This is a genomic window from Parageobacillus caldoxylosilyticus NBRC 107762, assembly GCF_000632715.1.
Lineage (GTDB): Bacteria > Bacillota > Bacilli > Bacillales > Anoxybacillaceae > Saccharococcus > Saccharococcus caldoxylosilyticus.
Window position 1 is genome coordinate 14,459 of the sequence record NZ_BAWO01000029.1, and the last position, 12,848, is coordinate 27,306.

Annotated in this window: 10 protein-coding genes and 8 tRNA genes; all 18 read left to right on the forward strand. The window is 42.0% G+C overall.

Features of this window, described 5'->3' with window-relative positions; all coding sequences use genetic code 11:
- Positions 1 to 124: 124 nt before the first annotated feature.
- The 18 genes from GCA01S_RS08820 (at position 125) to GCA01S_RS20905 (ending at position 12,848) form a co-directional block, all read left to right on the forward strand.
- A complete protein-coding gene (locus GCA01S_RS08820; protein WP_221198346.1) occupies positions 125 to 994 on the forward strand; it encodes a DUF5677 domain-containing protein in 870 nt (289 codons plus the stop codon).
- Positions 987 to 1,715, forward strand: a complete 729-nt coding sequence (locus GCA01S_RS08825; protein ID WP_042409151.1) for a hypothetical protein — start codon at positions 987 to 989, stop codon at positions 1,713 to 1,715. The genes GCA01S_RS08820 and GCA01S_RS08825 overlap by 8 nt, the downstream gene beginning before the upstream one ends.
- A 452-nt stretch (positions 1,716 to 2,167) precedes the next feature.
- Positions 2,168 to 2,239, forward strand: a tRNA-Glu gene (locus tag GCA01S_RS08835).
- Positions 2,240 to 2,256: 17 nt separating this feature from the next.
- Positions 2,257 to 2,332 (forward strand) — tRNA-Val (locus tag GCA01S_RS08840).
- Between the two features lie 157 nt (positions 2,333 to 2,489).
- Positions 2,490 to 2,562, forward strand: a tRNA-Thr gene (locus tag GCA01S_RS08845).
- A gap of 9 nt (positions 2,563 to 2,571) precedes the next feature.
- Positions 2,572 to 2,653, forward strand: a tRNA-Tyr gene (locus GCA01S_RS08850).
- An 86-nt stretch (positions 2,654 to 2,739) separates the two neighbouring features.
- Positions 2,740 to 2,814, forward strand: a tRNA-Gln gene (locus GCA01S_RS08855).
- A gap of 1 nt (position 2,815) precedes the next feature.
- Positions 2,816 to 2,888, forward strand: a tRNA-Lys gene (locus GCA01S_RS08860).
- 7 nt (positions 2,889 to 2,895) lie between these two features.
- Positions 2,896 to 2,967: transfer RNA gene (locus tag GCA01S_RS08865), tRNA-Gly, on the forward strand.
- 18 nt (positions 2,968 to 2,985) lie between these two features.
- Positions 2,986 to 3,058, forward strand: a tRNA-Ala gene (locus tag GCA01S_RS08870).
- Positions 3,059 to 3,219: 161 nt separating this feature from the next.
- A complete protein-coding gene (gene rocF, locus GCA01S_RS08875; protein ID WP_042409155.1) occupies positions 3,220 to 4,122 on the forward strand; it encodes an arginase in 903 nt (300 codons plus the stop codon).
- Between the two features lie 197 nt (positions 4,123 to 4,319).
- A complete protein-coding gene (sigW, locus tag GCA01S_RS08880; protein WP_042409158.1) occupies positions 4,320 to 4,883 on the forward strand; it encodes an RNA polymerase sigma factor SigW in 564 nt (187 codons plus the stop codon).
- 14 nt (positions 4,884 to 4,897) lie between these two features.
- Entirely contained in the window at positions 4,898 to 5,509 is a 612-nt protein-coding gene (gene rsiW / locus GCA01S_RS08885; RefSeq protein ID WP_042409160.1) for an anti-sigma-W factor RsiW, read from the forward strand.
- Positions 5,510 to 5,611: 102 nt separating this feature from the next.
- A complete protein-coding gene (gene cdaA, locus GCA01S_RS08890) occupies positions 5,612 to 6,439 on the forward strand; it encodes a diadenylate cyclase CdaA (RefSeq protein WP_042409162.1) in 828 nt (275 codons plus the stop codon).
- Positions 6,432 to 7,685: a CdaR family protein gene (locus GCA01S_RS08895; RefSeq protein ID WP_042409164.1), complete on the forward strand. Its 1,254-nt coding sequence runs from the start codon at positions 6,432 to 6,434 to the stop codon at positions 7,683 to 7,685. Before cdaA ends, GCA01S_RS08895 begins: the two co-directional genes overlap by 8 nt.
- Before the next feature lie 34 nt (positions 7,686 to 7,719).
- Positions 7,720 to 9,066 (forward strand): phosphoglucosamine mutase, encoded by a 1,347-nt coding sequence (gene glmM / locus GCA01S_RS08900; RefSeq protein WP_042409168.1) that lies wholly within the window; start codon positions 7,720 to 7,722, stop codon positions 9,064 to 9,066.
- 491 nt (positions 9,067 to 9,557) lie between these two features.
- Positions 9,558 to 11,360: a glutamine--fructose-6-phosphate transaminase (isomerizing) gene (gene glmS / locus GCA01S_RS08905; protein WP_042409171.1), complete on the forward strand. Its 1,803-nt coding sequence runs from the start codon at positions 9,558 to 9,560 to the stop codon at positions 11,358 to 11,360.
- A 552-nt stretch (positions 11,361 to 11,912) separates the two neighbouring features.
- Positions 11,913 to 12,848 (forward strand): HAMP domain-containing protein, encoded by a 936-nt coding sequence (locus GCA01S_RS20905; protein WP_255212270.1) that lies wholly within the window; start codon positions 11,913 to 11,915, stop codon positions 12,846 to 12,848.

A 12,848-nucleotide genomic window follows, 5' to 3' on the forward strand; every position in this document is an offset into this window, starting at 1 on the left:
AAAATGCTGAGAAAGCTGGAGCTTAAAGCTCTGGCTTTTTGTTTGTTTTTTTTTGGCGGAATAACTATTCGTTATTCAAATGTTATAATATGGTTAAAGTTTCTTCTCACTTGGGATGTAAGTTATGGAAAAAATGAACAAAGAAGAAAAAATTCAATATGCTAATTTTTTAATCGAGGAAATAACTTCAAAATTTCTTCAAAAGGGTAGTCCATATGTAATTATGGAGGGTTACGAGTATTTAAGGGAGGTAATTACCCTCTATGCTAAACAATCAAATCTATTTGAAAGCATACTGATTTTATTAGAAAACAGTCATGCTGAAGAAGCTTATATTTTAGTAAGGTCAATGCTAAACAATGCAATGCTTATAGATTATTTATGTAATGATAACAAAAATAAACTGAGATATAAAAACTATATGGTGCAACCTCTCAAGTCAGAATTAGCTTTTCTTTATGACATAGAAAGAGCTATTGAAAGAGGTTGGGTCAAAAATGAGTACGAGGGGTTAAAAGAAAAAATAAAGGAAAGAGAAAATATTTTAAGACAAGAAGGCTTTGTACATAAAGGAGAGATTGACACAAGACTTCTGAGTATCAAAGGAATGGCACTCTCAGATAAATTGCTGTTTGCTTACTATATGGCTTTTTATCGAGAAGCTAGCAAGTATGAGCATTCAGATTTTTCGTCACTTGATATTTATAGAACACCTATTGATAGCGATATTCCAAACACTCATGCTTTTATCTTAGATTTATCAAGAACAGACACTGAACTTGAAGAAAAAGTGCTTAATTTATCTATATCAATTTACTCATTAACTTTTATAAAGTTATTACAATATTTCACAAAAAATCATGAACATTTAATTCCTGAAGAGAACAAACCTTACTTAGCTCAGCTTGCAATAATAATTTGGAATAAAACAAGAGAAAACAATTTTCCTTTTTATACGAAATTCACAGAGCAAGAAGGTGAGACTGATGGATGAGTCAAAACAGAAACAAAAACAATTCTTTTTTTTGCTAAATGAACAACTTGAAAAAATTAGAAAAGAAATTAGAGAGATGTTCTCGAATATTGACGAGCAGTTTGATACTATGGAAAAAATAGCTAAATGGGGAGCGAAAAATGGTTGGACATTTCCACCTCATACCACAATGCAAGAATGTTACGATATGATAAATGGTAAAAAACAAAGCGAGATGGATAAAGAATTTGAAAAGCATTATGGAATTTCCGAGAATTATGAAGCAATGAAAAGAAAGTTGTTAAGCAACACCTTATATAGTCAGTGGAAGGAATTGATAGAGGATTGTTTTGACAATTATGAGAGAGGTCGATATAAAATTTCCATACCAAGTTTATTTTTAATACTAGAGGGTACTGTATTTGATATTGTTAAAGACCAAGATTGGAAGAAAGCTTTTAAACAGATGGGGAATAGATTAGACCATGGAAGTATTAAAAGACCAATGTTTATTTCAGTTAAAGAGTTTATATATAATGCTTACTCATACGGAAATTTTGACAGTGCCACTGCAAGACCTTCCTTAATAAATAGAAGCTGGGTATTGCATGGAAGAGACGACATAAAGGAATGGAAAAAGGTTGATGCTTTAAGGTTGTTCAATGCTTTGTACAGTTTAAGTTTTTTGAAATTACAGAAAGAAGGCGAAACAGATGAGCAAAAGAACTGTCTCGGAGATTAAAGTTTGGCACTCCAAAAAAGGTGAAAACAATTGTTTTAATATCCACATAAATGCGCTCGGGGTAATGCTCACTGTCCATGAAAAGAAACAGCACAAAAGCTATGCTCGTATAAAGGAATGGTATGAGTCAGACAAGCCAGAGTTTAATCCAATATTATTTATTTCTGAAGATTAGTTTTACGATGTTAGTTCAATTTTATGTATTGCAACCATGACTTTGCTTCATAATACTTAATGCTTATAACAACATCCCAAAAATTTTTTTAAAAACACTTGACAAGGGTATTGTGACTATATATACTTATTCATGTCAGCTCGCGAGAGAGAAGTGTTTGAGCTACTCTCGAGCCTTGAGCTTCTTGACTTCCATGGATTTTTAATTTAAATTGTTCCATGGTAAGGAAGAGGTCACCGGTTCAAGTCCGGTTGGAAGCTTTGATGTTTGCTTTTTTGGCCCGTTGGTCAAGTGGTTAAGACACCGCCCTTTCACGGCGGTAACACGGGTTCGAATCCCGTACGGGTCACTTTTTTCTTTTTGTTTGGAGGATTAGCTCAGCTGGGAGAGCACTTGCCTTACAAGCAAGGGGTCGGCGGTTCGATCCCGTCATCCTCCACCATGTTTCACTTTTTATTAGCTGGCTTCGCTCAATTGGTAGAGACGAGCCTAAGCTTCATCAAATAAGTTACGAGTTGCCTCGACGCATTTGGCATCGTTGAATTGGCTTGCAGAGGAAGAGGCGACGAAAATAATTTGAGTATAGACACATTGCTTATGCCGGCTTAGCTCAATTGGTAGAGCAACTGACTTGTAATCAGTAGGTTGCGGGTTCAAGTCCTGCAGCCGGCATCACGATACGGAGGGGTAGCGAAGTGGCTAAACGCGGCGGACTGTAAATCCGCTCCCTTTGGGTTCGGCGGTTCGAATCCGTCCCCCTCCATATACATAAGGAACAGCCATTCAACCAAGTATAATGTGTGGATATTGTGAAATAATATGTTTCAGCTGACAGTGTTTGAATATCGTTGGGCTATAGCCAAGCGGTAAGGCAACGGACTTTGACTCCGTGATGCGCTGGTTCGAATCCAGCTAGCCCAGCCATGAGCCATTAGCTCAGTAGGTAGAGCATCTGACTTTTAATCAGAGGGTCGGAGGTTCGAGTCCTCCATGGCTCATCGATGCGCGGAAGTAGTTCAGTGGTAGAACACCACCTTGCCAAGGTGGGGGTCGCGGGTTCGAGTCCCGTCTTCCGCTTTTTTTATCCCGCTATGCGGGGCCTTAGCTCAGCTGGGAGAGCGCCTGCTTTGCACGCAGGAGGTCATCGGTTCGATCCCGATAGGCTCCATTAAAGCATCCCGTTTCGAAAAAGACGAAATGGGGTGCTTTTTATTTTCCCTTTACCCGTGAAATAAGAATAAATATTCAAAAAATTGTCGAGTTGAGTCATGATGGCGTTTTCATCTACAATAATAACGTAATACAACGCGACGGGAAAGGGGAGGCGGCATGAAGAAAATATCGATCATTGGTGTGCCGATGGATTTGGGACAGACGCGCCGCGGCGTCGATATGGGGCCGAGTGCCATGCGCTATGCAGGGGTCGTGGAGCGCTTGGAGCGCCTTCATTATGATATTGAAGATTTGGGAGATATTTCGATAGGAAGAGCTGAACGGCCTGATGATGAAGGGCTTCGTCTTAACTTGCGAAATTTGAAAGCGGTTGCGGAAGCGAATGAAAAATTGGCCACGGTTGTGGATGATGTAATCAAACGGGGAAGATTTCCTCTCGTTTTGGGCGGCGATCACAGCATTGCCATTGGCACATTAGCCGGTGTTGCCAAGCATTATAAAAATTTAGGAGTGATTTGGTATGACGCCCATGGCGATTTGAATACCGCTGAAACGTCGCCGTCTGGAAATATTCATGGAATGCCGCTGGCTGCAAGTCTCGGATTAGGGCATCCGGCATTAACGCATATTGGCGGTTATAGTCCGAAAGTAAAGCCGGAAAATATCGTTCTGATCGGTGTTCGTTCTCTTGATGAAGACGAAAAACGATTAATTCGCGAAAAAGGGATCAAAATATATACGATGCATGAAGTAGATCGTCTCGGGATGACGACGGTGATGGAAGAAACCATTGCTTATTTGAAAGGGCGGACAGACGGGGTGCATTTGTCACTCGATTTAGACGGATTGGATCCCCATGATGCACCAGGGGTAGGCACTCCAGTGATTGGCGGTCTTACTTACCGAGAAAGCCACTTGGCAATGGAAATGCTCGCCGAAGCGCAGTTAATTACGTCGGCAGAATTTGTCGAGGTAAATCCTATTTTAGATGAGCGCAATAAGACCGCTTCTGTCGCCGTGGGGTTGATGGGGTCTCTTTTTGGCGAAAAGTTAGTGTAATGGCTGAAAACAGCAGATTCCGCAAAATCTGCTGTATTTCTTTTTGTATATGCTGGCCTCCTCCCTCGCTTTCTTTTGGATGAAGTGGAGCTCTTTTTGCTCGATTATGATAAAATAAATTATATGTTTTCATGAAACTTTTATTAGAGAAGAACCGTAGTATACTGTAGCCGCAGGGGCGGGGGTATTGTATTATTATGGATATATTTGTGAAAAAACGGATTAAAGCTATAAAAAAAGGCGACCAAAACGCCTATGCCGATATTGTTGACCTTTACAAAGATAAAATATATCGCCTATGCTATCGGATGCTAGGAAACCGCCATGAGGCGGAAGACGTGGCGCAAGAGGCATTCATCCGCGCCTATGTTCATATTGATACGTATAACCCGAAGATGAAATTTTCGACATGGCTTTACCGCATTGCAACAAACTTGGCAATTGATAAAATTAGGAAGAAGAAGCCGGATGCGTATTTGGATGAGGAAGTCAGCGGCACCGATGGGCTTACGATGTATGCCCAGCTTTCTTCTCACGAAGCTTCCCCCGAGGAAACAATAGAAAGCCTGGAGTTGCGGGAGACGGTACAGGAAGCGATCAAAAAGCTGCCGGAAAAATATCGCAGCGTGATCGTGCTAAAGTATATAGAAGATTTATCATTACAAGAAATTAGCGAGATTTTAGAGCTGCCGATCGGTACGGTAAAAACACGGCTTCATCGCGGCAGGGAAGCATTACGAAAGCATTTGGGTCATCTGTAAGAGGGTGAAAAAACATGAAGTGTCCAGAGCATATTATAAATCTTATGCATGATTACTTAGATGGTGATATAGATCCGGGTGATGAAAAACGATTAAAAGAGCATTTACAGCAATGCCCAGCATGTGCCGCTCATTTCCATGAATTAACAAAAACAGTGGCCTTTATTCAGTATGCTTCTCATGTCCCTTCGCCATCTGATTTTACGATGCGGGTGATGGAGAAGTTACCGCGAGAAAAGAAGAGAATTCGAGTGCAAAGATGGATGCAACGCCACCCGTTTCTTACTGCTGCATCGCTGTTTATTCTTTTAACTACCGGAAGTCTGTTTACGGCATGGAATGGAGAGGAACAATTTTCGGTTTCTACACACGAAAATGTGATTATTCGCGACCATACCGTCATTGTTCCAAAAGGGAAAACGGTGAAAGGGGATATCGTTGTCCGCAACGGTTCTATTAGGATAGAAGGGAAAGTAGAAGGCAATGTTACCGTGATTCACGGAGAAAAATATTTAGCTTCCGCAGGGCAAGTAACAGGGGAAATTGAAGAAATTAATCAAGTATTTGAATGGATTTGGTATAATATTAAGGAACGGATCAAGGATACAATGGAAACGTTCGAATAGTGTCAGCCATCTTTCTGATGGCTTTTTTCAATGATATGTTATAATAAAAGAGCTGTTTCCATAAACATGGATGTTGGAATTAGTGATAAAGGAAGTGTGAAAATGCCTTTCGGAGAGCTCCCGGTTATAGACTATTTAACGAAAATCGTCGATATTCTCGTTGTTTGGTACGTGATTTATAAATTAATTATGATGATTCGCGGAACGAAAGCAGTCCAGCTTTTAAAAGGAATTATTCTTATTATATTAGTGCGAATCGTTAGTAACTTTCTCGGTCTTACTACTCTGCAGTGGCTAATGGATCAGGCGATTATATGGGGATTTCTCGCTATTATTATTATCTTTCAGCCGGAATTGCGGCGTGCGCTTGAGCAAATAGGACGGGGAAAGCTGTTTTCTCGAAGTAGCGTGAATGAGGATGAAGAACAAGTGAAAATGGTTGAAGCCATTATTAAAGCTACAGAATATATGGCAAAGCGACGAATAGGAGCGTTGATTTCCGTTGAACGGGAAACAGGAATGGGAGATTATATTGAAACGGGAATTATTTTAAATGCGCGTGTTTCATCCGAACTATTAATTAATATTTTTATTCCGAACACTCCGCTGCATGATGGAGCGGTGATTATTCAAAAAAACCATGTTGCTGCCGCAGCTTGTTATCTGCCGCTTTCAGAAAGCCCATTTATTTCGAAAGAATTAGGAACTCGCCACCGTGCTGCACTGGGAATCAGTGAGGTGACTGACAGCGTAACGGTTGTGGTATCGGAAGAAACCGGCTCGGTATCAATTACAAAAAACGGGGAGCTACATCGGGATTTAACTCCGGAGCAGTTTCGGGAGTTGCTTACAAAAGAGTTAGTGCCGGCAACAAAAACAAAGGCGACTTCCTCATCCCGTTGGCAATGGAGGGGGAAGAAACATGGATAAGTTAATGAACAATCATTGGTTTATTAAAGTGTTTTCTTTACTAGTAGCCATCATGCTCTATATGTCGGCCAATATCGAAAAAGGAGCAAAATCCGGGGAGATCATTCGCAATGCGATCGGACAAGAGGATACAGAAACACTGATGAATGTCCCTGTCGTCGTTTACTATGACGAGGAAAATTTAGTGGTTTCCGGCATTCCGAAATACGTCAACGTAACGTTGCAAGGGCCGGCAAGCATTGTCAAACCGACCGCTTTGCAGCGGAATTTCGAAGTATATATGGATTTAACTGATTTACCGTTAGGAACATATACTGTTCCGATCAAGTATAAGGACATATCCGACAAACTAAAGGTAAACATTCAGCCCTCGACAGCAAAAGTAACCATTCGAGAAAAAGTTTCAAAAGATTTCCATGTCAGGGTTGCATTCATTAATAAAAATAAAGTACCAGAAGGCTATGCCGTGGAACAGCCGGTTGTCAAGCCTAACTCGGTTACGATCACGGGCGCCAAAGAATTAATTGATAGCATCTCATCGGTAACAGCGACAGTGAATTTAGAAGGCGCCACGGATACGATAACTCAAGAATCGAAAGTAACCGTTTATGACCATAGGGGCAGGGTATTAAATATCCATACGCATCCTTCGAATGTTGAAGTAACCGTTCCGATAAGAAGTCCAAGCAAAACCGTTCCTCTAAAAATCAACCGGACAGGAACGTTGCCGGAAGGAGTAAACATTGTAAAAATAAAAACAGTTCCAAATGAAGTGACGATCTTCGGTCCTAAAGAAAAAATTGATGCTATTCAATTTATCGATGGGATTACGATTGATTTAGATGGAATTACTGAAGATAGGACGTTGGAAATGGCTGTTCCGCTGCCGGAAGGAGTCAAAAGCGTTGATCCACCTAAAGTAAAAATCCATATCGATGTGCAAAAAGAAGAAGCAAAAACGCTCAAGGGCGTGCCAATTCATGTGTTAGGATTAGGAGAACCATATACAGTGGAATTTATAGACCCAAAAGAACAAGCAATGGATGTTCGGCTTCATGGAGCGCCTGACATCCTAAACGATATTAAAGAAGATGACGTGGAATTATATATTGATGTTAGCGGTTTAGACCTCGGTGAACATGAGGTAAAGATAAAATGGAATGGACCGCAAAATATAAAATGGGAACTGCCAAAAGAAAATGTAAAAATTAAAATAAGCGAAAAAACAATGAACAATAATCAATAATATTATTTCATGGATGTAAGGAGAGATTGACATAATGGGTAAATATTTTGGTACTGACGGTGTACGCGGGGTAGCGAATCGAGAACTGACACCTGAGCTGGCGTTTAAAATAGGGCGCTGCGGCGGATATGTATTAACTAAAAGTGAAGAACGTCCGAAAGTGTTAATCGGTCGTGATACCAGGATTTCCGGCCATATGCTCGAAGGAGCGCTTGTCGCTGGATTGCTTTCCATCGGAGCGGAAGTCATGCGCCTCGGCGTCATCTCCACTCCAGGGGTTGCTTATTTAACAAAGGCGTTGGGAGCACAGGCAGGGATTATGATTTCGGCGTCTCATAATCCTGTTCAAGATAACGGGATTAAATTTTTCGGTCCAGATGGTTTTAAGCTATCCGATGAACAAGAAAAAGAGATTGAAGAATTGATTGACAGTCCGGAAGATATGCTGCCAAGACCGATCGGCAAAGCTTTAGGACAAGTGAATGATTATTTTGAAGGCGGGCAAAAGTATTTACAATATTTAAAGCAAACCATTGATGAAGATTTTTCCGGTCTGAAAATCGCACTAGACTGCGCGCATGGAGCTACTTCGTCGTTGGCGACGCATTTATTTGCCGATTTAGAAGCCGATGTTGTCACGATGGGCGCATCGCCAAACGGCCTTAACATTAACGAAGGAGTAGGCTCCACTCATCCGGAAGCATTAGCAGCGTTTGTGAAAGAAAAAGGCGCCGATGTCGGACTTGCCTTTGACGGCGACGGCGACCGCCTCATTGCTGTCGATGAACATGGCAATATCGTGGACGGCGATCAAATTATGTACATTTGCGCCAAATATTTCAAAGAAATCGGACGGTTGAAACATCAAACAGTCGTTACTACCGTAATGAGCAACCTTGGATTTTACAAAGCGCTTGAAGCCCAAGGAATCCAAAGCGTGCAAACCAAGGTCGGCGACCGCTATGTAGTCGAAGAAATGAAGAAAAACGGCTATAATCTAGGCGGGGAACAGTCAGGACATATTATTTTCCTTGACTATAACACGACAGGGGACGGGCTGCTGACGGCGCTGCAGCTTGTCAATATTATGAAAATCAAAGGAAAACCGCTGTCCGAGCTGGCAGGAGAAATGAAAAAATATCCGCAGCTGCTTGTCAATGTAAAGGTGGCGGATAAAGAGAAAGTGATGGAAAACGAAAAAGTAAAAGCGGCCATTCAAGAGGTGGAAGCAGAAATGAATGGAAATGGCCGCGTGCTTGTCCGCCCGTCGGGAACAGAGCCGGTCGTGCGTGTCATGGCCGAAGCGCCGACAGAAGAAGCCTGCCGAAACTATGTAGAGCGGATTGCTGCGGTCATTCGTGAAGAAATGGGAGTGGAATAAAAAGAATAGCTTATCACCAACCTATGCATAAATGGAACATTGTATTCCATTTATGCATAGGTTATTTTATGAACAACAACAATATTACAGTTTATGAACAATAACCATATTACAGTTGACGCTTTTTTGGATGTACTGTAATATTAACGTTGTTGTTATTTTTAAGGAAAGGAGGATAGAGGTTACTAGTTCTTTTTTCAAAGCGCCTGGACTAAGCGTGGAACGGCAAAACGCTTAGTTGACGAGGAGGAGGTTTATCGAGGTTTCGGCGGATGCCTCCCGGCTGTGGCGATTACAGCCGCAAGTCCTTCCTTAAAACAAAGGGGTGACCCTTTGGACAAAGGGGAGGATGTAATCGCAAAAAAAAACGAAAAAGTAGGGAGTCTGTCTATACAAAAAGGCCAGACCCCTGATATCGTTCTTTGACAAGAGAATATTCGTTTTTGGGTCGTTTTGTAAGACGGGCTCCCACTAAAGGGAGGAACATATCTATGTGCGGAATTGTTGGTTATATTGGCTACCAAGACGTAAAGGAAATTTTATTGCGTGGATTGGAAAAATTAGAGTATCGCGGCTATGACTCGGCAGGCATTGCCGTGCTAAACGATGAAGGCATCCATTTGTTTAAAGAAAAAGGCCGCATTGCTGATTTACGTAATGTCGTTGACCCGACGGTGAGCGCGTCGATCGGAATCGGCCATACGCGCTGGGCGACGCACGGGGCGCCAAGCCGTGTCAATGCACACCCGCATCAAAGCGCATCGGGACGTTTTACGTTAGTGCACAATGGTGTCATTGAAAACTATGCGATTTTAAAACGCGAATATTTGCAAGATGTTGCGTTTCGCAGTGATACGGATACGGAAGTGATCGTACAGCTTGTTGAAAAATTTGTAAACGATGGTCTTTCTGTCGAAGAAGCGTTCCGCAAGACATTAACATTGTTGAAGGGTTCTTATGCCATCGCCATGATTGATGCGGAAAATCAAGAAGTTATTTATGTCGCGAAAAATAAAAGCCCGTTGCTTGTCGGGCTCGGCCATGGTTTCAATGTGGTGGCGAGCGACGCGATGGCGATGCTTCAAGTCACCAACCAATTCGTCGAGTTAATGGACAAAGAAATGGTGATTGTGACAAGTGAAGACATTACGATTAAAACATTGAACGGCGATATCGTCCAACGCGCACCATATACGGCCGAACTGGATGCAAGCGACATTGAAAAAGGCACCTATCCGCATTACATGCTAAAAGAAATCGATGAGCAGCCGTTTGTGATGCGCCGCATTATCCAAAAATATCAGGATGAGAACGGCCAGCTGACGATTGATCCGCAAATCATTCAAGAAGTTCTAAATGCGGACCGCATATATATTATTGCGTGCGGAACGAGCTATCACGCCGGTTTGGTCGGCAAGCAATTGATCGAAAAATGGGCGAAAATTCCAGTTGAAGTCCATGTCGCAAGCGAATTTTCGTACAATATGCCATTGCTGTCGGAAAAGCCGCTTTTCATTTACATTTCGCAAAGCGGCGAAACAGCAGACAGCCGGGCGGTGCTAGTGCAAACCAACAATCTTGGTTATAAAGCAATTACGATTACGAACGTTCCAGGCTCGACGCTGTCCCGTGAAGCCGATTATACGCTATTGCTTCACGCCGGTCCGGAAATCGCCGTTGCTTCCACGAAAGCATATACAGCGCAAATTGCCGTGCTTGCCATTTTAGCGGTTGCAACCGCGAAGGCCAAAGGCATTGAGCTTGACTTTGATCTTGTAAAAGAACTTGCCATTGTCGCCAATGTGATGGAGATGCTGTGCGATGCGAAAGAAGAAATGGAAAAAATCGCGCGTGAATATTTAGCGGTAACGCGCAACTGTTTCTTTATCGGTCGCGCCGTTGACTATTATGTATGCTTGGAAGGCGCGTTAAAGCTAAAAGAGATTTCTTATATCCAAGCGGAAGGATTTGCCGGCGGCGAATTAAAGCACGGGACGATCGCTTTAATCGAAGACGGCACGCCGGTCATCGCCTTGGCGACACAGGAGCACGTCAACTTAAGCATTCGCGGTAACGTCAAAGAAGTCGTCGCCCGCGGCGCCAATCCATGCATCATTTCGATGCGCGGTTTAGAGACAGAGGAAGACCGCTTCGTTATTCCAGCGGTTCATCCAATGCTTACTCCGCTCGTTTCCGTCGTGCCGTTGCAGCTGATCGCGTACTATGCGGCATTGCACCGCGGCTGCGACGTTGACAAACCGCGCAACTTGGCAAAGAGCGTGACGGTCGAATAAAAGTTAAAAACACGCGTCCCGTTTGTCTCCCTACAAAAAACCCTGACGACACAAAAAAGTGTGACGATGTTGGAAAATAAAACAAGGGAGAAGGAATGGGATTGAAGGGAATCGAGGAAAGTACCTGGCAGTGCTTTTCTCGATTCCTTTTTATTTTGGAACAAAAAGAGGAGGAAGGGATAGTGAATGTTAGCCTAAAAGTGGACACGCCAATATAACAAAACTAATTACATGGAGAAGAGAGTGTTCAACGCGGGAAAACGCTTGAACCTTCATGCTGTCAAACTAATCATAGAAGAAGGAAACACCAGCGCTGAAACTGCTCGAATTGCATAAATGGGGAAGCTGCTATAAAGAGGATTCTATTCAAAGTTTTGTTGGAAGTGAAAACCTCCGGCCGGAAGAATAAGCATTATGAAAAAGCACAATAGTATTAAAACGATTTATTTATTCGGGATTTTATACTTTTTTTAGAATTTGTTTAGAGTTTTTTTAAAGCTTAATACTAAGATAAGAACTAGATCATTTATTCATCATACGGGAGAGTTGATGATGTCTATTCGCACAAAACTGCTGCTATCATACATTGGCATGGTGCTGATTCCAATAGTTTTGTTTATTTTGTCGGTTATGATGCTGATTGGAATCTTTTTGGACGACATTAAAGGAATCAACGAATATTACAAGGACGATCAACAAAAGAAGTGGGTGTTTTCTTTCATAGAAACGTTTAAGAAACGGGATGAGATTTTTTCGGGAATCAAAATGGTATCTAGGTATGACCCTGAACGTCTAATGGACCATACTTTTTTGCAAAATGTAGATGAAGAACTGCGTACGAATAATTCCGGTCTTCTTGTCACGAAACAGAATAAAACCGTTTTTGCATCTGCATTCCTAAAAGACGTAGATTTGTCAAAAGAACTATTAAGAAAAGATACAGAAAGATGGGAGATGTGGAAAAGAGAAAAAGATCGTTTTTTTGTGATTCAAACACACGATTTTCATTTTCAAGATGGGTCTGTCGGAACCGTGTATTTGTTCACTGACACCAGTCCGCTTGCCCACTTTATGCAAAAGTTTTTTCCTCTTGTAATATTGTCTTTGCTGTTAGTGATCGGCTTGACCAACGGATTCCTGACTTTCTTTGTTTCCCGAAGCATCATCAAACCAATATATTCACTCAAACATGCAGCGGAACAAATCAAGGAAGGGAATCTGAATTACGAAGTGAACATGAAGCGCAAAGACGAAATCGGCGAATTGAGTGATGCGTTTGAAGAAATGAGATGCAGGTTAAAAGAATCGATACAGCTTCAACTACAATACGAAGAGAACCGAAAAGAGCTGTTGGCTAACATCTCCCATGATCTGAAAACTCCGATTACAGGGATAAAAGGATGCGTCGAAGCAGTGATGGACGGGATTGCCGATACGAAAGAAAAGCTGGACAAGTTATATGAACATGATTTACAAAAAGGCGGATGA

Bases quoted from the DNA above. Each gene is read 5' to 3' on its own strand.
- rocF (WP_042409155.1), top strand. From the start codon at position 3,220: ATGAAGAAAATATCGATCATTGGTGTGCCGATGGATTTGGGACAGACG.
- cdaA (WP_042409162.1), top strand. From the start codon at position 5,612: ATGCCTTTCGGAGAGCTCCCGGTTATAGACTATTTAACGAAAATCGTC.
- sigW (WP_042409158.1), top strand. From the start codon at position 4,320: ATGGATATATTTGTGAAAAAACGGATTAAAGCTATAAAAAAAGGCGAC.
- rsiW (WP_042409160.1), top strand. From the start codon at position 4,898: ATGAAGTGTCCAGAGCATATTATAAATCTTATGCATGATTACTTAGAT.
- glmS (WP_042409171.1), top strand. From the start codon at position 9,558: ATGTGCGGAATTGTTGGTTATATTGGCTACCAAGACGTAAAGGAAATT.
- GCA01S_RS08895 (WP_042409164.1), top strand. From the start codon at position 6,432: ATGGATAAGTTAATGAACAATCATTGGTTTATTAAAGTGTTTTCTTTA.
- glmM (WP_042409168.1), top strand. From the start codon at position 7,720: ATGGGTAAATATTTTGGTACTGACGGTGTACGCGGGGTAGCGAATCGA.
- GCA01S_RS08820 (WP_221198346.1), top strand. From the start codon at position 125: ATGGAAAAAATGAACAAAGAAGAAAAAATTCAATATGCTAATTTTTTA.
- GCA01S_RS08825 (WP_042409151.1), top strand. From the start codon at position 987: ATGGATGAGTCAAAACAGAAACAAAAACAATTCTTTTTTTTGCTAAAT.
- GCA01S_RS20905 (WP_255212270.1), top strand. From the start codon at position 11,913: ATGTCTATTCGCACAAAACTGCTGCTATCATACATTGGCATGGTGCTG.